Annotated in this window: 28 protein-coding genes, 1 other RNA gene and 1 other annotated feature; of the genes, 3 read left to right on the top strand and 26 right to left on the bottom strand. The window is 39.4% G+C overall.

The window, feature by feature from the left end:
- Window position 1: 1 nt before the first annotated feature.
- From rsmI to FC56_RS03450, 12 genes are all read right to left on the bottom strand, one after another.
- A complete protein-coding gene (gene rsmI, locus FC56_RS03500) occupies window positions 2-874 on the bottom strand; it encodes a 16S rRNA (cytidine(1402)-2'-O)-methyltransferase (protein WP_054669433.1) in 873 nt (290 codons plus the stop codon).
- Between the two features lie 14 nt (window positions 875-888).
- The gene (locus tag FC56_RS03495; RefSeq protein WP_054669436.1) at window positions 889-1,221 is read right to left on the bottom strand and encodes a DNA replication initiation control protein YabA; all 333 of its coding nucleotides are present in this window, start codon (window positions 1,219-1,221) and stop codon (window positions 889-891) included.
- 18 nt (window positions 1,222-1,239) lie between these two features.
- Complete coding sequence (holB, locus tag FC56_RS03490) at window positions 1,240-2,232, bottom strand: DNA polymerase III subunit delta' (protein ID WP_056978069.1); 993 nt, start codon at window positions 2,230-2,232, stop codon at window positions 1,240-1,242.
- A gap of 9 nt (window positions 2,233-2,241) precedes the next feature.
- Window positions 2,242-2,568 (bottom strand): cyclic-di-AMP receptor, encoded by a 327-nt coding sequence (locus FC56_RS03485; RefSeq protein WP_054669441.1) that lies wholly within the window; start codon window positions 2,566-2,568, stop codon window positions 2,242-2,244.
- An 18-nt stretch (window positions 2,569-2,586) separates the two neighbouring features.
- Window positions 2,587-3,237, bottom strand: coding sequence for a dTMP kinase (gene tmk, locus FC56_RS03480; protein ID WP_054669443.1), 651 nt, complete (start codon window positions 3,235-3,237; stop codon window positions 2,587-2,589).
- 105 nt (window positions 3,238-3,342) lie between these two features.
- A complete protein-coding gene (locus FC56_RS03475) occupies window positions 3,343-3,609 on the bottom strand; it encodes a YaaL family protein (RefSeq protein WP_054669446.1) in 267 nt (88 codons plus the stop codon).
- 4 nt (window positions 3,610-3,613) lie between these two features.
- Window positions 3,614-4,213 (bottom strand): recombination mediator RecR, encoded by a 600-nt coding sequence (gene recR, locus FC56_RS03470; RefSeq protein ID WP_056978068.1) that lies wholly within the window; start codon window positions 4,211-4,213, stop codon window positions 3,614-3,616.
- 12 nt (window positions 4,214-4,225) lie between these two features.
- On the bottom strand, window positions 4,226-4,537 hold the full coding sequence (locus tag FC56_RS03465) for a YbaB/EbfC family nucleoid-associated protein (RefSeq protein WP_054669451.1): 312 nt from the start codon (window positions 4,535-4,537) through the stop codon (window positions 4,226-4,228).
- Between the two features lie 21 nt (window positions 4,538-4,558).
- A complete protein-coding gene (gene dnaX / locus FC56_RS03460; protein WP_056978067.1) occupies window positions 4,559-6,289 on the bottom strand; it encodes a DNA polymerase III subunit gamma/tau in 1,731 nt (576 codons plus the stop codon).
- A 203-nt stretch (window positions 6,290-6,492) separates the two neighbouring features.
- Window positions 6,493-6,590, bottom strand: an RNA gene (gene ffs / locus FC56_RS08030) — signal recognition particle sRNA small type.
- A 35-nt stretch (window positions 6,591-6,625) separates the two neighbouring features.
- On the bottom strand, window positions 6,626-7,111 hold the full coding sequence (gene tadA, locus FC56_RS03455) for a tRNA adenosine(34) deaminase TadA (RefSeq protein WP_290122998.1): 486 nt from the start codon (window positions 7,109-7,111) through the stop codon (window positions 6,626-6,628).
- Complete coding sequence (locus FC56_RS03450; protein WP_056978066.1) at window positions 7,108-7,731, bottom strand: class I SAM-dependent methyltransferase; 624 nt, start codon at window positions 7,729-7,731, stop codon at window positions 7,108-7,110. The genes tadA and FC56_RS03450 overlap by 4 nt, the downstream gene beginning before the upstream one ends.
- A 173-nt stretch (window positions 7,732-7,904) precedes the next feature.
- Here FC56_RS03450 and nrdH point away from each other — a divergent pair, with 173 nt between their 5' ends.
- The 3 genes from nrdH to nrdF all read left to right on the top strand — a co-directional run bounded on the left by nrdH (window position 7,905) and on the right by nrdF (window position 11,394).
- On the top strand, window positions 7,905-8,135 hold the full coding sequence (gene nrdH, locus FC56_RS03445; protein WP_054669457.1) for a glutaredoxin-like protein NrdH: 231 nt from the start codon (window positions 7,905-7,907) through the stop codon (window positions 8,133-8,135).
- Between the two features lie 109 nt (window positions 8,136-8,244).
- On the top strand, window positions 8,245-10,410 hold the full coding sequence (gene nrdE / locus FC56_RS03440) for a class 1b ribonucleoside-diphosphate reductase subunit alpha (RefSeq protein ID WP_056978065.1): 2,166 nt from the start codon (window positions 8,245-8,247) through the stop codon (window positions 10,408-10,410).
- Between the two features lie 15 nt (window positions 10,411-10,425).
- The gene (nrdF, locus tag FC56_RS03435; protein WP_056978064.1) at window positions 10,426-11,394 is read left to right on the top strand and encodes a class 1b ribonucleoside-diphosphate reductase subunit beta; all 969 of its coding nucleotides are present in this window, start codon (window positions 10,426-10,428) and stop codon (window positions 11,392-11,394) included.
- Between the two features lie 33 nt (window positions 11,395-11,427).
- Here the strand turns inward: nrdF and galE are convergent, their stop codons facing one another.
- The 14 genes from galE to cysS all read right to left on the bottom strand — a co-directional run bounded on the left by galE (window position 11,428) and on the right by cysS (window position 19,868).
- The gene (galE, locus tag FC56_RS03430; RefSeq protein WP_056978063.1) at window positions 11,428-12,417 is read right to left on the bottom strand and encodes a UDP-glucose 4-epimerase GalE; all 990 of its coding nucleotides are present in this window, start codon (window positions 12,415-12,417) and stop codon (window positions 11,428-11,430) included.
- Window positions 12,418-12,558: 141 nt separating this feature from the next.
- Window positions 12,559-12,924, bottom strand: coding sequence for a 50S ribosomal protein L7/L12 (rplL, locus tag FC56_RS03425; RefSeq protein WP_054669465.1), 366 nt, complete (start codon window positions 12,922-12,924; stop codon window positions 12,559-12,561).
- Window positions 12,925-12,963: 39 nt separating this feature from the next.
- The gene (rplJ, locus tag FC56_RS03420) at window positions 12,964-13,476 is read right to left on the bottom strand and encodes a 50S ribosomal protein L10 (protein WP_054669468.1); all 513 of its coding nucleotides are present in this window, start codon (window positions 13,474-13,476) and stop codon (window positions 12,964-12,966) included.
- Window positions 13,477-13,503: 27 nt separating this feature from the next.
- Window positions 13,504-13,613: a sequence feature (ribosomal protein L10 leader region), on the bottom strand.
- A 69-nt stretch (window positions 13,614-13,682) separates the two neighbouring features.
- On the bottom strand, window positions 13,683-14,375 hold the full coding sequence (gene rplA / locus FC56_RS03415; RefSeq protein ID WP_056978062.1) for a 50S ribosomal protein L1: 693 nt from the start codon (window positions 14,373-14,375) through the stop codon (window positions 13,683-13,685).
- Window positions 14,376-14,469: 94 nt separating this feature from the next.
- Window positions 14,470-14,895, bottom strand: a complete 426-nt coding sequence (gene rplK / locus FC56_RS03410; RefSeq protein ID WP_056978061.1) for a 50S ribosomal protein L11 — start codon at window positions 14,893-14,895, stop codon at window positions 14,470-14,472.
- Between the two features lie 133 nt (window positions 14,896-15,028).
- Entirely contained in the window at window positions 15,029-15,580 is a 552-nt protein-coding gene (gene nusG, locus FC56_RS03405; protein ID WP_054669479.1) for a transcription termination/antitermination protein NusG, read from the bottom strand.
- 93 nt (window positions 15,581-15,673) lie between these two features.
- Window positions 15,674-15,850: a preprotein translocase subunit SecE gene (gene secE / locus FC56_RS03400; protein WP_054669482.1), complete on the bottom strand. Its 177-nt coding sequence runs from the start codon at window positions 15,848-15,850 to the stop codon at window positions 15,674-15,676.
- A gap of 22 nt (window positions 15,851-15,872) precedes the next feature.
- Window positions 15,873-16,022, bottom strand: coding sequence for a 50S ribosomal protein L33 (gene rpmG, locus FC56_RS03395; protein WP_054669485.1), 150 nt, complete (start codon window positions 16,020-16,022; stop codon window positions 15,873-15,875).
- A gap of 52 nt (window positions 16,023-16,074) precedes the next feature.
- On the bottom strand, window positions 16,075-16,386 hold the full coding sequence (locus FC56_RS03390; protein WP_054669488.1) for a hypothetical protein: 312 nt from the start codon (window positions 16,384-16,386) through the stop codon (window positions 16,075-16,077).
- Window positions 16,387-16,467: 81 nt separating this feature from the next.
- Window positions 16,468-16,620, bottom strand: a complete 153-nt coding sequence (locus FC56_RS08110) for a hypothetical protein (RefSeq protein ID WP_156410658.1) — start codon at window positions 16,618-16,620, stop codon at window positions 16,468-16,470.
- Window positions 16,621-16,736: 116 nt separating this feature from the next.
- A complete protein-coding gene (locus FC56_RS03385) occupies window positions 16,737-17,273 on the bottom strand; it encodes a YacP-like NYN domain-containing protein (RefSeq protein ID WP_054669489.1) in 537 nt (178 codons plus the stop codon).
- 8 nt (window positions 17,274-17,281) lie between these two features.
- Window positions 17,282-18,049: a 23S rRNA (guanosine(2251)-2'-O)-methyltransferase RlmB gene (gene rlmB / locus FC56_RS03380; protein WP_056978060.1), complete on the bottom strand. Its 768-nt coding sequence runs from the start codon at window positions 18,047-18,049 to the stop codon at window positions 17,282-17,284.
- Window positions 18,036-18,446, bottom strand: coding sequence for a Mini-ribonuclease 3 (locus tag FC56_RS03375; protein ID WP_056978059.1), 411 nt, complete (start codon window positions 18,444-18,446; stop codon window positions 18,036-18,038). The genes rlmB and FC56_RS03375 overlap by 14 nt, the downstream gene beginning before the upstream one ends.
- 6 nt (window positions 18,447-18,452) lie before the next feature.
- Window positions 18,453-19,868, bottom strand: coding sequence for a cysteine--tRNA ligase (cysS, locus tag FC56_RS03370; RefSeq protein WP_056978058.1), 1,416 nt, complete (start codon window positions 19,866-19,868; stop codon window positions 18,453-18,455).
- Window positions 19,869-19,874: the final 6 nt, after the last annotated feature.

The following is a 19,874-nucleotide window of genomic DNA, read 5'->3' as shown; positions in this document are numbered from 1 at the left end:
CTTACTTAATATCGTGAAATTGATTATATAAATCTTGCCGCCGCAAATCGCGTTCTTTAGCAGTTAACTTAATCGCTGCATTGGTTGCCATTCCTTCAGCAATATAATGCTGCACCTGTTCAATCGGCGTTAACGTTAATTCCGGTTGGTCTTCTACTGTTGGATTATCATTACCAGCAATGATAATCACGAATTCTCCTCGTACATTTTCCTTAGTTGCCCAAGCTAATAGCTCGGATAAGCTACCCCGGATGAATTCTTCGTGCTTCTTGGTTAGTTCTCGTCCTAAAACTGCCTGTCGTTCTTCGCCAAACTCCGCCACAATATTCTTAAGAGTTTTGGTGAGTCGATGAGGGGCTTCATAATAAATAGTAGTTTCTGTTCTTTGAGCTAATTGCACTAATTCTTGCCGTTGATCCTTGTCTTTTCGAGGTAGAAAACCATAAAAATAAAAAGGCTGTGGATTAATTCCAGAGGCAATTAACGCCGTAACTCCAGCATTAGCACCTGGAAGAGGTACTACGGGAATACTTTGTTCAACTGCTGCTTTTACTAATTCCTTACCAGGATCACTAATCGATGGCATTCCAGCATCACTTACTTGGGCAATATTCATTCCATCCTGGAGTTTAGTAATCAATTCTGGAATCCGTTCTGATGTATTATGCTCATGAAAACTAATTTGACGAGTTTCAATTTCGAAATGATTCAAAAGTTTTTGTGTGTTTCTGGTATCTTCGGCCGCAATTAGATCCACCGTTTTTAACGTTTCTACAGCACGAAAAGTCATATCACTTAAGTTACCAATAGGCGTAGGCACCAAAAATAAAGCGCCACCCCCGTCATGTTTTTCAAAACTAGATTGTGTCTGCACTATTTTCTCCTACCTTACCGCCGGCCATAAATGACATCCATACAAAAGATACAGTTTTCGCCTTCTTCACGGTGCTTACCGTAAAATTGACCACAGACATGGAAACCTTCATTGTATAGTTTCTCTAAATTTTTCCGGGAAGATGATAGGTGTTCTTCATCATCCTCTTCTTCTTTGGCCTGAATTTGGTTTACCCGTTCTCTTAAATGCTGGTTTTCAATTTCTAACTCGGCATTTTTTTCCAGCAAAGTAATCAATGTTTCATGTAAATCAGAAAATTGACTAGCTGCCCGGCTTAATTGTTGGTCTACATCTTGCAATGCTTGATATGCATCTTGTTTATCCAAATTTTACCACCCTACCATTTACTCAAAAATTGCTAGTATGCTTAACGTCGTGCTCTCTAACATATTTTGGAAACTAACATTTACATCCACCATAGATTTCATATTCAATATCTTTTTCAACCCTAGTAATAATTGCTCGGTACTCATGGAAGTTGCCTGCGTTAGTTGCTGTTTAGCTCCTTGAAACTTAATTTCCTTAACGTCAACTTGACCGTACTTAACTAATAATGTTTCTTGCCATAAAGCCACAATTAGTTGCAATACCAATCGTTGCTGCTCTCGGTTAGTAACCAATGGCATAATCTTCATTTGAATTTGAGAAAAAGCTTGCGGATTGCCAGCGATCAAATATTCATCCCACTTAATTATCTGACTAACAATTTTAGTGAACCAATCATCTTTGTTCCACTCTTTAATTTGCTGTAAATCATTTGTCAGACTTAGCAAAAGTGGCTGCTGACTGGGAGCGACTCCTAATTCAGTAAGTTTTTCAGTTAATAAATTATTAGCTACCGCGTTAAATTCTACCACCTGAGTTCTCGAAACAATGGTGGGCAAAACTAACTGTCTTTCCGGACTAATTAAAAAGGTCACCACACTACCAGCAGGTTCTTCAATAAATTTTAAGAGACTGTTGGCAGCTCCGATCGTCATTTTATCAGCGGCTTCGATAATAAAAACTTTTTGCTGACCTTCCACCGCACTCTTAGAAAATTCACTTTTAATAAACCGGATTTGATCAACCTTAATACTTAGTCCCTCTGGTTTAGCCATCACTACGTCAGGATGCTCCTGATTTAAAATTCGCAAACATTCAGGGCATTTTCCACAGGGCAAATTATTCTGCACGTTTTTACAAAATAGACGCATTGCCACTAGTTCTGCTACCTCTAGCTGGCCTGCCCCAGCTTCTCCCGTAAATAAGTAAGCATGGGATAACCGATTATTTGCCACTAAATTCATAAATTGGTGGACAATTTCCGTTTGCCTAGTTTGAATTTCTTCAATCATTGTCTACCCCTAAAATTGGTGAAAAGCATCAATTGGCAATACCATCACCGTTGCTCCGCCAACTTCGACTTCAATAGGAAATGTTTGCTCAGCGCCGTCTCCATTTATGCTGACGGGTGGTGTCATGTATTGCTTACGAGCAGAACAGGTTTCCTTAATCAATTGTAAGACTAAATCCACCTTTTCGTCATCTATCGCTACAAAGTACGTAGTATTTCCAGCACGTAAAAAGCCACCAGCAGTTGCAAACTTTGTCGCTACAATATCATTCGCAACAAAGGTAGATCGTAGACGACTAGCATCCTTATCTTGAACAATCGCAATTACTAATTTCATATTGATTTCTCACCTTTCTTACTCAAAATATTCTGGTGCTACTGCTTGAATAGCAGTTAAGGCTTCTGCAACTACTACATCTAATTCTTGACTAGCATCAATTACTACATACCGGTCGGGATTTTGGTTAATCAATCTATCATAGCCAGCATGTACCCGTTCGTGAAAATCAACCGTTTCTACATCCAAACGATCAATTTTTTTAGTATCTCGGTGTTGAGCAATTCTTTTTAGTCCCACACTAACCGGAATATCAAAATAAATGGTCTTCGCTGGTAGCAGCCCTTGAGTAGCGAAATGATTGATCTCTGCAATCGATTGTTCCCCAATTTTACGACCTGCGCCTTGATAGGCAATCGAACTATCTACAAAACGATCACATAAAACTAACTGTCCGTTTTCCAATGCTGGTAAGATCGTAGAAACTACGTGTTGTCTACGTGAAGCAGCGTATAGTAATGCTTCAGTTCGCACATCCATTGCTTGATTTTTGCGATCCAAAATTACTGATCGAATTTGTTCGGCGATAGGATCGCCTCCCGGTTCCCTAGTTACTATCAGTCGCTCACCTAGTGCGGGAGCTAATAGTTCTTGAATTGTTGTTAAAACAGAAGTTTTTCCGGCTCCGTCCGGACCTTCAAAACTAATAAACTTGCCTCTATGTCCCATATTACCCCTCTTTATAATTAAAAAGAGTGACCTTTCTTCCATTGAAACTATCGGATTTTTACCTGATCGCTTACTTGACGGAAAAGTCACTCACCTCTATTAGAATTATTCGTACGGATCATAATTAATCACTGAAGATTGAATAGTTGTGTTTTTAACTCGGCGCAATCGGGCTTCTTTATAAATGAAGAAAAATTTTTGTTTAGCCAATATTGTTTCTGCCTCTAAATCCAAATCAATTTGACCGTCAGCTACCGCTTCTTGAGTACGACGATCATAATCCCATTCTTCTTTGAGCGTATTAACTAAATCCAATAATCTTTGATCATATTCTTCTTTAACACCCTGCCGACGAAACCATGGTATTTTCATAATTTTACAACTCCGTTCGACCTTCGACAGCCTTAAACAAGGTCATTTCATCGGCGTATTCAATATCCGCTCCAACTGATAATCCGTGAGCTAATCTAGTAACCTTAATCCCAGCCGGTTTAATAAGTCTACTTAGATACATAGCAGTTGCTTCGCCTTCCGGAGTTGCATTAGTTGCTACAATGACTTCTTTGACTGCTGGATTATCTTGGAGTCGCTTAATCAACGATTTAATGTTTAGTTCTTCTGGTCCCTTACCTTCAATTGGTGATAAAACTCCTTGTAAAACATGGTAAAGGCCGTGATATTCGTGCATTCGTTCCATTACCATCACATCTTTAGGTTGTTCAACCACTAAAATTTGACTTTGATCCCTGGTTTTATCAGTACAGATTTCACAGGGGTCTGCTTCGGTAATGTTGCCACAAATTGAACAAAAATGTAAGTCGTCCTTCGTGGCCTGTAAAGCTTTAGAAAAATCCTTTACATCAGTTTCATCCATGTCAAGGGTATAAAATGCTAATCTAGTCGCTGTTTTATTCCCAATTCCTGGTAATTTCATATAACTGTCAATTAATTTGGCAATTGGTTCTGGATATTGCATTTAAATTCCTTCTTACATTCCGGGAATGCCTTTAGTGTATTTACCAAGGGTTTGTTCAGTAGCTGCTGCCACTTGTTGCAAACCATCATTTACCGCTGCTAATACCAAATCAGAGAGCATTTCAGGATCTTCTGGGTCGATAGCATCGGGCTTAATTTGAAGATCAGTCAACTTCCGATCACCACTAAACGTAGCAATCACCATATCACTGGGAGCCTTACCCACAAATGATTGTTGGTTTAAGTTTTCCTGTTCTGCAGAAAGTTGCTTTTGCATCTTTTGCATTTGCTTCATCATCTTATTCATATTCATACCGTTCATAATTGTAAATCCTCCGTCTATATCTTAATCATTTTTAATATCTAAAATTTCACTGCCAAATAATTCTTCGGCTTTTTCAACAATTGGTGGAACCGATTCAGTTTGTTCTGGTTCTGCTGTCTCGGTGTCATCCATTTCCTTAGTGGTGCCACTCTTTTGCTTTCCCACTAAATAATCCTTACGAATCTGGGGCCATTCGTTTTCTGGAACAAAAACTACTTTTACATTGCGTCCAGTTACCCGATCTAAGCCATTTTCTAAAGCATCTACTAACTCTTGATCAGATTGTGCTTTTTGAAACAAAAATGAGTAATCAAACGCTACAATCACCCCATCATCGCTGGCAGCCACCGGTTTAGAGACATGCATAACGGCCCGTTGAGTCACTGACAAAGTGGTTAATAAATCAGACCAATTAGCCTTTTGATAATCCAATGCCGCTCTAGTAGCGTGATCTAGCACCGGATACACTTTATTTAAAGCAACTTTAATTCCATTTGCTGACTTCTTAGGTGTCTTTTTAACTGGAGCCGAGACCGACGCGGGTGATGGTTGAGTATTCTTTAAACTAGCTAATTGTTCTTGAAGTTGCTGTACTTGCTGTTGAAGCTGCTCAATTTCATTTTGATTGCTAGCTTCCGTCACAACTGTGGTTGCTGTTTTCTCAGAAGTTAAATGAGTTAATTTAACCGTCAAAACCTCCAGGTAAACATCCGGATGCATCGAGTAACGCATTGAATTAGCTACTTCGTTTAACTCATCAATTATCTGATAAATAGTTTCTGGGTTAACTTGCGCACTAATTTGCTTGAACTGCTCGTCGATAATCCCCAACTCCATTTGATTAACCATCTCAGGATCTTGTTGATAAAGCAGTAGGTTTTGACTATACGCCGTCACATCTTCTAAAAAGCGTTGAGCATCTTTACCATCACTTAAAACTTTTTGAACCGATACTAAGGCGGCCTTAGTATCCTTAGCTACAATCTGGGTATAGTAATCAGTTAGTAGTTGATTAGTAACGCTGCCTGTTACTTGCAAAGCATTATCATAGGATACTCCGGACTGATCACCATAAGCCATCGCTTGGTCCAAGATACTCAGCGCATCTCTCATTCCACCTTCAGCAGCTTTAGCAATCACCTTTAAGGCATCAGCATCATAAGTCACTTGATCCTGTCCTAAAATGTATTCCATTCTTTCCAAAATCACTTTAGGTTGAATTCGTTTAAAATCATATCGTTGAGTTCTGGAAATAATGGTAGCCGGAATTTTATGAGGTTCGGTAGTTGCCAAAATAAAAATGACGTTAGCAGGTGGTTCTTCTAACGTTTTTAATAATGCATTGAAAGCCCCAGTAGATAACATATGCACTTCGTCAATGATATAAACTTTATAATCTGCTTGAGTAGGCGCATATTTGACTTTATCTCGAATATCACGAATTTCTTCTACGCCGTTGTTAGACGCCGCATCAATTTCAATGACATCGTTTAAACGCCCCGCCGTAATGGCCTGACAAGTTTCGCATTCGTTGCAGGGTTCTCCATCTTTTAAATAATGGCAATTGACTGCTTTAGCGAAAACTTTAGCTGCCGAAGTCTTCCCAGTTCCTCTGGGTCCTGTAAACAAATAGGCATGACTAATTCGTTGAGTAATCAGTGCATTTTTTAACGTTTGAGTAATAATAGATTGACCCACAATTTCATCAAACCGCTGTGGTCGCCAAACCCGGTATAAAGCTTGATAACTCATCGAAAGTCTCCTTTTTTTCTTTTCACCAATCAAAACATCTAAATAATTATATTATGAAATTGTCAATTTGACCACCAATCGGTGCGATCAATTTTAAACAAAATCATTCCAGTAGAATCATCCTTCTAAAGAAAAAAATTCAATACCCAAAGTGGGTATTGAATTTTAATTTTAATGGTTACCTCAAAGGTAATCTATTAATTTTATAAAAAACAAGAGGCACAAAATCAAGGATACTTAGTGCTGCTTCCTTCCGGACCTGACACGATTCGTAAGCTGACTTTTGCCTCAAGGCCTTACGGCAATAATTAGTATACACTTTTTACGATTAAAAAACTAGCTCTTTTTCAGTTTTTTCTTAGCCGCTTTTTTGCGTTTCCGAGCAGCCCTAAAAAAGTCGCGCATCACTTGACCAGCTTCATCGGCTAATAAGCCTTCGTGAACCTCTACTTGATGGTTAAGCCGAGAATCCTCTAACGCTTCGTAGAGACTTTTGGTTGCTCCCGCTTTAGGATCTCTTGCCCCAAAATAAACTCGCCGAATGCGCGAATTTACAATAGTTCCTGCACACATCAGACACGGCTCAATTGTGACGTAAAGATCGCAATCAATCAGCCGCCAACTGTTTAGGTAACGACAGGCTTCTTGAATTGCCAACAATTCTGCATGAGCAGTAGCATCTTCTAAATGCTCCCTTAAATTGTGGCCCCAGCCGATTACTTTACCTTGCCAGACGACCACCGCGCCAATAGGAACTTCGCCAATTAAGGCGGCATTTTGAGCTTCCTTTAAGGCTAATCTCATGTAATCAGTTTCGTTCACTTACGCCACTCCTTTTTGGTACTTTCTAAAATATAATAGCCCTTACTACGTTTTAAAATCAAACAGTTGCCAAAAACCTGTTCCATTAATTTTTTAGCGGACGGGGCGCCTTGTTTTTTCTGTAGAACTACAGTGAGTTTGCCACCCACCACTAGATGATCAATCGCTTCTGACAACATTTGATCCACTACTTTTTTACCAGCTCGCACTGGTGGATTAGTAATAATCGCTGCGTATTGCTGATCTTTAACGCCAGCATAAACATCGCTACTAAAAATTCGAACGTTAGTCACGTGATTAGCGGCAGCATTTTGTTTAGCCAAGCCCAATGCTCGTTCGTTAACGTCGACCATATCGATTTGGCGGTCAGGCAATTCAGAGGCTACGGTGATTCCTACCGGACCGTAACCCGCCCCCAAGTCTAAGATCGGACCAGCTGGTAAATTAGTTAAATCAACCGTATCAATCATGACTCGACTACCATAATCCACTAAGTGTTTAGAAAACACTCCGTTGTCCGTAGTGAACGTAAAGTTATGTCCTCGTAGCTCATATGGCCATGAAATCAAGTTATGTTCGGCGGTTGGATTAGTCGAATAATAATATTGCTGTTCTGTCATAATTATTTCTCCAAATTCTAATAGTTTTTTTCAAACACACATAAAGTCAATATTTAGTGGCATTAAACCGTTTTTAACACCAGATCTTGTGGTTGTTTCAAATTGCAATTTCTATTTTTTAGTGTAGACTAAAAGCATATCAAAAGTTAACGAATGAAAAGAAGGTGAATTACATGGCAAAAGTAACGATTTATTCCAAAAATAACTGTATGCAATGCAAGATGACTAAGCGTTACCTTACAGAACATGACGTTGCCTTTGAGGAACATAACATTAACGAACAACCAGAATACATTAACTACTTGAAATCTAACGGTTTCCAATCTCTTCCAGTAATTGAAATCGAAGGACAACCAGCTTTTAGCGGTTTTCGTCCCCAACAACTTCAAGCAGTTGCAGGTTAGTGATTAATAACGATAGTCACTATTCTACCATAAAAAGACGGTACTAAAACGGCGAAACCATTTCAGGTCTCGCTTATTTTTTTAAAACTTAGAAAGTGGGTAATTTCCAATGGCATTAACTAAACTAGAAGATGTGACGTATTTTGATCTCAATAATCAAATTAATATTCCCATTGATGGTCAAATTCCGCTCAACAAAGATCAAGAAGCTCTCGAAGCTTTTTTAGCTGAAAACGTTGAACCCAATACAATCAAATTCGATTCTATTAAGCAACGTCTAGATTACCTAACTAAAAATCAATATTATGAAACAGATTTTTTAACTAAATACTCACTCACTTTTATCGAAAAACTATATGACTACTTAAACAGTCAAGATTTTCACTTCAAGTCATTTATGGCTGCCTATAAATTTTACGCTCAATACGCATTGCAGACCGATGACAAGGAACATTACCTAGAAAGTTTCGTTGATCGAGCAGCCGTAAACGCCCTTTATTTTGCAGATGGTGATCAGCAGCTCGCTATGGATCTAGCTGACGAAATTATCCACCAACGTTATCAACCTGCCACCCCTAGCTTTTTAAACGCGGGCAGACAACGACGTGGCGAGCTAGTGTCTTGTTTTCTAATTCAAACTACTGATGATATGAACACTATTGGCCGAACTATCAATTCAGCTCTTCAACTATCCAGAATCGGTGGTGGGGTCGGCATTAATTTGACTAACTTACGGGGAGCCGGAGACCCAATTAAGCACATTACGGGAGCCGCTTCTGGAGTGGTTCCGGTCATGAAATTATTGGAAGACAGCTTTTCATATTCCAACCAATTAGGTCAACGCCAAGGGGCTGGCGTAGTTTATTTAAGTGTTTTTCATCCAGATATCATTGCCTTTTTAGGTGCTAAAAAAGAAAATGCTGATGAAAAAATTCGACTAAAGACCCTATCATTAGGAATTGTGGTGCCAGATAAATTCTACGATCTAATTAAAGAAGATGCAGACATGTATCTCTTTAGCCCCTACGACGTGGAACGTGAATACAATACCCCATTTGCCTATGTGGATATCACCAAGGAATACGATAACCTGGTGGCCAATGAAAATATTCACAAGAAAAAGATCAAAGCCCGAGATCTAGAAACTGAAATCAGTAAGTTACAACAAGAATCCGGCTATCCATATGTAATTAACATTGATACCGCTAATCATTCCAATCCAATTCATGGTAGAATTGTAATGAGCAATTTATGCTCAGAAATTTTACAAGTTCAAACCCCTTCAACTGTAAATGATCGTCAGGAATACACCCAACTAGGTACAGATGTTTCTTGTAACTTAGGTTCCACTAACATCAATAACCTCATGAGTTCTCCTAATTTTGGTCATTCAGTTGAAGCCATGGTGCGAGCTTTAACCTTTGTAACTGATCATTCTAATATCGATGTTGTTCCTTCCGTTCAAAAAGGAAACCAAGAAGCCCACTCTATCGGGCTAGGAGCCATGGGGTTACATAGCTTCTTAGCTAAAAATCATATTTACTATGGATCACCTGAATCCATTGAATTTACTGGCGTTTACTTTATGCTTTTGAATTATTGGACCCTAATGGCCTCCAATCAAATTGCTAAAGAACGCAACCAAACATTTGTGAATTTTGAAAAAAGCAAGTATGCAGATGGAAGTTACTTTGATAAGTATTTAACCCATTCTTATGGTCCTACTTCTGATAAGGTAAAATCTCTTTTCGATGGCGTCTTCATTCCTCAACCAGCTGATTGGGAGAAATTAAAAGAAGCGGTTATGAATTACGGTTTATATCACCAAAATAGATTAGCGGTGGCTCCTAATGGCTCTATTTCATACATTAACGATACTACTGCTAGTCTCCACCCTATCATTAACCGAATTGAGGAACGTCAAGAATCTAAGATCGGTAAAATTTACTATCCGGCCCCTTACCTCTCTAACGATACCATGCCATATTATCAATCAGCTTATGATATTGACATGCGTCAAGTAATTGATGTGTATGCGGCCGCTCAAGAGCACGTCGATCAAGGCATGAGTCTCACTTTATTTATGCGTTCAACCATTCCTGAAGGACTATACGAATGGAAAGACGGACGTACAGATAAAATGACCACCAGAGACTTAAATATTTTAAGAAATTATGCTCATTACAAAGGAATTAAATCAATCTATTACATTCGCACATTTACTGACGACCAAAGTGAGGTAGGTGCCAACCAATGTGAGAGTTGTGTAATTTAACGGAGGATCAATGATATGACCGAAAACTATAATGCCATTAACTGGAATGCAGTTGATGATGCAATTGATAAAGCCACCTGGGAAAAACTTACTGAGCAGTTTTGGCTTGATACCAGAATTCCCCTTTCCAACGATCTAGCTGACTGGCGGACGTTAGACGATGATCACCGCTGGGTAGTAGGTCACGTTTTTGGCGGTCTTACTTTACTAGATACCCTTCAATCTCAAGAAGGAATGGCTTCTTTAAGAAAAAATACCGTAACAATGCACGAAACTGCAGTATTGAACAACATCCAATTTATGGAATCAGTTCATGCTAAAAGTTACTCATCTATTTTTTCAACTTTAAATACTCCAGATGAAATTGAAGAAATTTTTGATTGGAGTGATACCGAGGAATTGCTCCAAAATAAAACCTTAAAGATTAGAGATATCTATAAAGATGAACCTAACCCACTAAAAAAGAAAATCGCCAGTGTCTTCTTGGAAACTTTTCTTTTTTATTCCGGTTTCTACACCCCACTATGGTATCTGGGGCACAACAAGCTCTCTAACGTCGCCGAAATCATCAAGCTAATTCTACGTGATGAATCGGTCCACGGAACCTATATTGGTTATAAATTCCAAATTGGTTATAATCAATTGTCTAGCGAAGATCAATCTGAACTAAAAGATTGGTTGTATGATTTTCTTTATAAGCTATATGAAAATGAAGAAAATTACACTCACTTATTATATGACCAAGTTGGCTGGACAGAAGATGTGCTGACCTTCATTCGTTACAATGCTAATAAGGCTTTGATGAACTTAGGCCAAGATCCTCTCTTCCCCGATACTAACGAAGATGTTAATCCGGTAATTATGAACGGTATCTCAACTACTACCGCTAACCATGATTTCTTTTCTCAGGTAGGTAATGGTTACTTACTCGGAAACGTTGAATCCATGCAAGATTCAGATTACAACTTTGGTAAAAAGATCTAAAAAAACAGTCAGGAATTTTTCCTGACTGTTTTTTTAGTCTTCATATCCATTTGGATGTTGTTGGTACCAATTCCAAGCGGTTTGAATAATTTTTTCGACGTCATCGTACTCTGGTTGCCAGTTCAAGATTTCGCAAGCTTCTTTACTAGCTGCCACTAAGGTACCTGGATCACCTGCCCGTCTAGGTCCCATTACCATCGGAATTGCTTGCCCCGTAACTTTTCGAGCGGCTTGTAACATTTGTAAGTTAGAAAAACCGGTAGAAGATCCTAAGTTAAAGGAACGGCTAGGATTGCCATTTTCCAAATAACTCACCGCTAAAATATGAGCCATGGCTAAATCTTCAACATGGACATAATCACGCACACAAGTACCGTCATCTGTATCGTAGTCATCTCCGAAAATAGTCAACTGATCACGTTTACCAGCGGCAACTTCTAAAATAATGGGAACTAAATGAGTTTCTGGGTGGTGATCTTCACCCAAACTACCATCCGGCTTAGCCCCAGCAACGTTAAAGTAACGAAGAGCGACAAACTTAATACCATAAGCTTGATCACACCACCGCATGATTTTTTCCATCATTAATTTACTTTCCCCATATGGGTTCGTTGGCATTTGTCGGTCGGGTTCTTCAATCGGAACCCTAGTAGGTTCTCCGTATGTAGCTGCTGATGAGGAAAAAATAAGTTTATCGACGTTATGTTTTTTCATTACTTCTAATAATGTAATCAACCCACCAACGTTGTTATCAAAGTATTTCAGGGGAGTTTTCATTGATTCTGGAACAATGGAAAAGGCCGCAAAATGAATCACCGCATCAATCGCCTCATCGTTAAAAACAGTTTCCATAAATTCCTGGTCACGAACATCTCCCTCATAAAATCGAGCACCCTCAGATACAGCAGATTGATGGCCAGTTGATAAGTTATCAACCACCACAACGTCACTACCAGTATTTACTAGTCTATCTACAGTATGTGAACCAATATAGCCTGCTCCACCTAATACTAAAATTGCCATGAGTGCGATCCCCTTTACCTAAATCATAATTTGATACTTTCATTTTCCCTTAAAACCTCCATCATGGCAAACCTTTCTACCAAAATTTAAGAAAACAAAAAAAGCTCATTTCCATTAGGAAATGAGCTTTTTAAAGCGAAATTACTTAAGAGTAACTACGCCACCAACTTCTTCAAGTTTAGCCTTGATGTCGTTAGCTTCGTCTTCAGAAACGCCTTCTTTGATAACAGAAGGAACGCCATCAACAAGACCCTTAGCGTCTTTCAAGCCAAGTCCAGTGATTTCACGGACAACCTTGATAGCCTTAACTTTTTGGTCACCAGATTCAGTTAATTCAACATCGTATGAATCCTTAGCACCAGCATCGGCACCAGCAGCACCAGCAGCAGCTACAGGAGCAGCAGCTGAAACACCGAATTCTTCTTCGATTGAGCTAACTAAGTCGTTTAAGTCAGTAATTGAAGCTTCTTTTAATTGGTCGATAATATTGTCTTTATCAAAAGCCATTGTATTTTCCTCCACTTATAATTGGAATTTTAGTATTGACTAGGCAGCGTCGCCATCGTCAGATTCTTTCTTTTCTGCAATTGCCTTAACGGCGTATGCAACGTTACGTACAGGTGCTTGAAGAATATTTGCCAAGGTAGACAATAGTTCTTCGCGACTTGGTAAAGTAGCGTATGTTGAGATTTCTTCAACAGAAGCAACTTCGCCGTCGATGATACCACCCTTAAGTTCAAGTGCTTCAGCAGTTTTTGCAAAGTTATGCAAAATCTTAGCAGCGGCAATTGGATCTTCAGAACCAAAAGCAACGGCAGTAGGACCAACAAAGGTATCCTTCAAACCATCAAAACCAGCCTTTTCAGCGGCCCGCATCAAGATCTTGTTCTTGATAACTTGCATGCTAACACCAGCATCACGCAATTGCTTCCGTAAATCAGTTACTTCAGCAACGGTTAAGCCACGGTAATCAACAACTACAACAGAAGATGCATTCTTTAATTGATCTGCAATTTCTTCAACTTGTTTTGCTTTAACAGCAATAGCTTGTTCACTCACGAAATTCACCTCCCAAAATTTTCGTTGGGATTTAATAAAAAATCCCTATGCCACCGTAGACATAGGAAAAGAAACTTTCCTCGGCAGGATATTAAGGCTTACGCCACCTGAGTCTTAGGCAGAAATATAACAAAGATGATTTTACCATATTGGCAAAAGATCGTCAACATAGGGATTTTTCGGAATTTAATTCCAACTAGTACAAACTAGATTGATTCAATATCCACTTCAACACCAGGGCCAAAGGTAGATGAAATTGAAACGTTCTTTACGTAAGTACCACGAACAGCAGCTGGACGGGCACGAACAATTACGTCAGCAATTGTCTTAATGTTGCCAGCTAATTTATCGGCATCAAATGAAACCTTACCAACAGGAACTGCTACGTTACCATCACGGTCAGTCCGGTAAGTAACCTTACCAGCTTTTGAGTCAGACACTGCCTTAGCAACGTCCATGGTAACAGTACCAGTCTTAGGGTTTGGCATTAAGCCTTTAGGTCCCAATACTCGACCTAAACGACCTACTTGAGCCATCATATCAGGAGTAGCAATAGCGACATCAAAGTCTAACCAGCCATCTTGAATTTTTTCAACTAAGTCAGTTTCACCAACGAAATCTGCACCGGCTTCTTCGGCTTCTTTAGCCTTGTCACCCTTTGCAAATACAACAACGGTTTGGTCTTTACCAGTACCGTTAGGTAGGACAACTGCCCCCCGAAGTTGTTGGTCTGCTTGTTTAGTATCAACGTTTAAATTAAATACGATGCTTACAGTATCATCAAACTTAGCAAAGTCGATGTTTTTAACCAATTCAACAGCGTCGTTTACGGCGTATGCTTTATCTTGGTCTACTTGCTTTAAGGCATCTTGATATTGTTTTCCTCTTTTACGAGCCATGTGTGTTTTCCTCCTTGCAATGTGGTTATAACGGGTTCAACCTCCCACGCGACGCGTCAGCTACGCATCAAAGCTACCAAAAGACTAACTTAAATTAGTCTTCAACTACGAAGCCCATGCTCCGTGCAGTACCTTCGACCATGCGCATAGCTGCTTCAACGTCAGCAGCGTTAAGGTCTGGCATTTTAGTTTCAGCGATTTGCTTAACTTGATCCTTGGTTACAGTTGCAACCTTGTTAGTGTTAGGTTCGCCGGAACCATGTTCAACACCAGCAGCCTTTTTGAGCAAAACAGCAGCAGGTGGGGTCTTAGTAATGAAATCAAATGAACGATCTTCATACACAGTAATAACAACTGGAATGATCATACCTGCTTGATCAGCAGTCCGTGCATTGAAATCCTTAGTGAAGCCCATGATGTTGATACCTGCTTGACCTAAAGCAGGACCAACTGGAGGGGCAGGTGTTGCTTTGCCCGCAGGGATTTGCAATTTAACAATATTAGCTACTTTTTTAGCCACGAGACATACCTCCTTAAGTCCGTGTGTGGTAAGTGGAGATTAGATTTCTCCTCCCACGTTTATCAGTATGTAGAAACATACCACATGATTATACCACAACTTTTTCTTAGCGACAATTACTTCCCAAAATTTTCTAAACAATTGGATCGATTTGGTCAAATTTAAGTTCAGTACTAGTTTCCCGACCAAACATATCAATATTAACCTTCAAACGCATCTTTTCGTTGTCAATTTCGGTAATCTTACCAGTTAAACCTGCGAAGGCACCGTCCACAATTTCAACAGAATCGCCCACTTCGACGTCTAATTGTTCGTGACGAGCATTCATACCGATCATCTTCAATACATGATCAATTTCTTCTGGCAACAATGGTGTGGGTTTACTACCTTGACCATGGGAACCCACGAATCCGGTAACCCCTGGAGTGTTTCGCACAATATACCATGCTTGATCCGTCATGACCATTTCAACTAACACATAGCCAGGGAAAGTTTTATCCATTTTAACTTTGTCTTCACCACTTTTAGTAGTTTCGTGTTCTTCTTGTTCTGGAACAACGACTCTAAAAATGTTATCTTCCATTCCCATGGATTGCTTTCTGCTATCCAAATTCATTTTAACTTTGTTTTCGTATCCAGAATACGTATGTAATACGTACCATTTCTTTTCAGCTGATTCGACCATCATATTCTCCTTTTTAATCCAACAAAAAAACCTGTTGTTTAACAGGTTTTGCTTGTGCTTCAGTATTAGTATACCAAACTATTCGGGTAGTGACTATGCAAATAATTGCAAAGCCCATTGAAAGAACCAATCAATGCAGCCTAAGAAAATTGCCATCAAAATTGAAGTGCCAACAACGGTTGACGTATCTCTTCTAGTTTCTTGGGCATTAGGCCAGGTAACTTCTTTCATTTCTTGAACGACGCTCTTTAAAAAGTTAATGAATTTCATCGTTTTTTCCTCCCCGGCAAGATTACTTGGTTTCGCGGTGCAACGTATGTTGACCACAATACTTACAGAATTTTTTAATTTCTAAACGGTTAGTTCGATTCGGATTTGCAGGAATTGTATAATTTCTAGACCCGCAAACCGAACAAGCTAACGCTACTTTTTTGTAGGCCATTTAACTTCCTCCTGACAATCACAGTTCATACTAACATTGATCTTAATTTCAGTCAATCAACAGTATCGTAAAATTTTTTCCGACACCTGTCGAAGGCGTTCCTTGCAGCAGCTGAAAATTGTTGTGATGATCCTTGACGATCTAACATCTGAAGAAAAGTTTGTTTTTCTAATCGAGAAAATTTACTAAATGATTCAGTAATGGATTCCCCTAGTAGGACTCTTAAGTCGGGCATAAGCTCTTGATGGTCTTGGATCGTTTCTACATAATATTGTTCTCTAGCCTCAATCGAGCGTAATTCAGATTTAGGGATTCGTTTTTTAGCTTGAGATTCCCGAATTAAATCAATCACCCGATTGTGCAAGTTTCGCTTATAAAAACTACCAAATGTAACGTTTTTAGCCGGATTAAATTTTCGTGTGGAATGAAATAAAGTAATCTGGGCTTATTGATACCAATCATCAATCTCAAAATTAGCGATGTAAAACTCAGACTGTAGCTTCTTTACGATTGGAAGATAAGTATTAAATAATTGCATGATCGCTAAATCGTCACCTGCCGCAGCCCGATTAATTAAATCAAGGTTGTTTTGTTCCATGAAATAAACCCTCCTCTATTAGAATAGGTTCAGACTATTTCAAGAAATCGTTTTCAACAAGCGAACATTAGTTTCATACCCTCAAAATATAACTACTAACATCTTCAAATATAAATTTATTTATGACCCCTATGGCTCAATTCATCCCTTAATTTTTCTAAAGATAATAATTGGTTAGCAGTAAACGGTGAGCGGCGAAAAATCTGACCTTGATCAGCAATCACCTTAGCTTCTTGATTAACTTCTCGTTCAGCTCGCTTTACGTCTGCTAACAACTCGCGTGCCGGAATTCGTAATGCTCCTGCAGAAAACACGGTCCACTGCTCAGCTTGATCGCTGGTAGCCACCGTTACTTGAACGAATCTGCTTTGCTTCTGGCGCGCTAAAGCCTCGATATAGCTATCAGCAGTCTGGTCTTTACTAGTCCAAATAATTTCCATATCATATTGCCGAAAACTTTTAGCATTTCCTGGAACGTACATCGCATCAAATACTACGATCATATTAAGATCTCGGTACTTTTTGTACTGAGACAATACGAATAGCAGTCGATCACGAGCTTCTTCCAGCCGACCACTAAGCTTTAATTTATTTAATTCTGGCCAGTTACCAATCATATTATAGGCATCGACAATTAATAGGTCCTCTTTCATGAGCTCACCTAGTTCAATGGATGTCTAGCATTGTATCCCTGATAGATAAGGACACTTGCGGCCACACTGGCATTTAAACTTTGAATATCTCCAACCATCGGAATGGTTAACATTTCATCTACTTGTTTTTTAACTAATGGTGAAATGCCCTTACCTTCGTTTCCAATAATCAGGGCTACTGCGCCTTTGGCATCCCAACGACGGTAATCCGTCCCATGCATGTCAGTTCCAAATACCCAGACTCCCCGCTCCTTAAGTTCATTAATTGCGTTAGTTAAATTAGTAACTCGAGCCACTGGTACCCGTTCTATGGCCCCAGCTGAAGTCTTAGCCACTGTAGAAGTTAATCCGACTGCCCGCCGTTTAGGAATGATCACTCCGTGAACTCCGGCAGCATCAGCAGTTCTAATAATAGACCCTAAATTATGGGGATCTTCAATATTATCTAAAATTATAAAAAACGGAGCTTCATTTTTTTGTTCAGCATTAGCAAATAAATCGTCAATTGTAGCATAGTCAAAGGCTGCAACGGCTAACACGATTCCCTGATGGTTTTGTCGGTCAGTCATTAGATCTAGCTTTTGCTTAGGTACTCGTGAAATTACTAAGTGTTGCTTGTTAGCAATCTTTAGAGCGTTAGCAATTACCGGATCTTTCTCGTTGATGCCAGTTTGTAAAAATAGTTTGTTAGCTTCTTGTTTAGCTTGCAAAGCAGCAACCACTGGATGGCGACCGATCACAAAGTCATTATTTTCTTCTTCATTATTTGGTTTCATGACGTAAATTTCCCCCTTCCACTTGTTGTATACACCAAGCCGCAATTTCAGCTAATCGTTCTTGTTGATCACTAAGGTATAAGTACCCCATCACGGCTTCAAAACCAGTAGAAACCCGGTAAGTTAATACATCGGTATTTTTGGCATGAGTATAACTTTTAGCATTACGACCACGTTTAAAGTAATCCCACTCAGTTTCAGTTAAATATTGATCGGCTTCCATTTGCCGAATCAAGGCTGCTTGAGCCTTAGCTGAAACATAATTAGTAGCCACATGATGTAATTTTGTAGGCTTGGTTAATCCCTGTTCAATTAAATGCTGGCGAATATAGACTTCATAAGCTGCATCTCCCATATACGCTAATGCCACTCCGTTAAGTTGTTGATAAGTCTCCATGTAATTTTATGATTCCTTTCTGAATCGAGTCCCCTGAGGAGTGTCTTCTAATACTATTCCTTGGGCTTTTAGTTCTTCACGAATTTCGTCACTTCTGATGAAATCCTTATTTTTTCTAGCTAATTCTCGTTCGGCAATTAAAACTTCGATATCTTCATCCGAAATAGTTTCCGCGCTCAATACCACCCCAAAAATAGCAGTTAGATCTTTTAAGGTTTGAGCTAAGAATTGCAAAGTGTTTGCAAAGACAATTTCATTTTGAGCGTATACATTAGCGAATTTAGCCAATTCATAAACAGCAGCGATTCCGTTTTGAGCATTAAAATCATCATCCATTGCATCTGTAAAATCAGCTACGATTTGGCGGACTTCTTGTTCCACCTTAGGGTCGTTGCCCACTTCCGCATTTTTTTGCCGATAGGTAACGTTGTTAAAAGCAGTTTGTAACTTTTTAAAGTTACTTTGGGCTTCTTGTAAACTAGCGTTATTGTATTGAATTGGCCGACGATAATGAGTAGTTGACATTAGCAAGCGAATTACTTGACCGTCCACTTCCTTTAATAGGTCATGAACCGTAACAAAGTTGCCTAGTGACTTACTCATCTTTTCGTTATCATCCCCAACGGTTACAAAGCCGTTATGCATCCAATATTTTACGAATTGTTTGTGGGTCTTAGCCTCACTTTGGGCTCGTTCGTTTTCGTGATGAGGGAAAATAAGATCTTCACCACCACCATGAATATCAATAGTATCTCCTAAGTAACGGGTAGACATAACCGAGCATTCGATGTGCCATCCAGGGCGTCCAGGGCCCCAAGGAGAATCCCAGGCTACTTTACCGTCGTCAGCCTTTTTCCAAAGGGCAAAGTCAACGGGATCTTCTTTTTGGGCAAATTCGCCATTAGCTAAGTCGACATGTTGACTTGCTCCCACTTCTAACTCATCAATGTTCTTATGTGCTAGTTCCCCATAGGTCGGAAACTTTCGAACTCGATAATAAACATTTCCGTCAACATCATAAGCATATCCAGCTTCGATTAATTCCGAAACAAAGCTAATGATTTCAGCAATATTATCAGTAGCTCGAGGATTTTTAGTGGCTGGTTGAATGTTAAGAGCCTTAGTATCCTCATAAAAAGCAGCGATATACTTATCAGCAATGGCTTCGACGGTTGTATGGTTTTCTTCAGCAGCCTTAATCATTTTGTCATCAACATCGGTAAAGTTAGAAACGTAATTAACTTGATAACCCCGGTATTCTAAGTAACGCCGAATGGTATCAAAAGCGATGACACTTCTAGCGTTACCCATGTGAATATAGTTGTAGACTGTGGGTCCACAAACATACATATTAACAATTCCGGGATTGAGTGGGTTAAACGGTTCTTTTTGCCGGGTTAGGGTGTTAAAAATTTGTAGCATGGCTTT

The sequence above is a fragment of the Lentilactobacillus senioris DSM 24302 = JCM 17472 genome (assembly GCF_001436555.1).
GTDB lineage: Bacteria > Bacillota > Bacilli > Lactobacillales > Lactobacillaceae > Lentilactobacillus > Lentilactobacillus senioris.
This window is presented reverse-complemented; position numbering and strand designations above follow the sequence as displayed.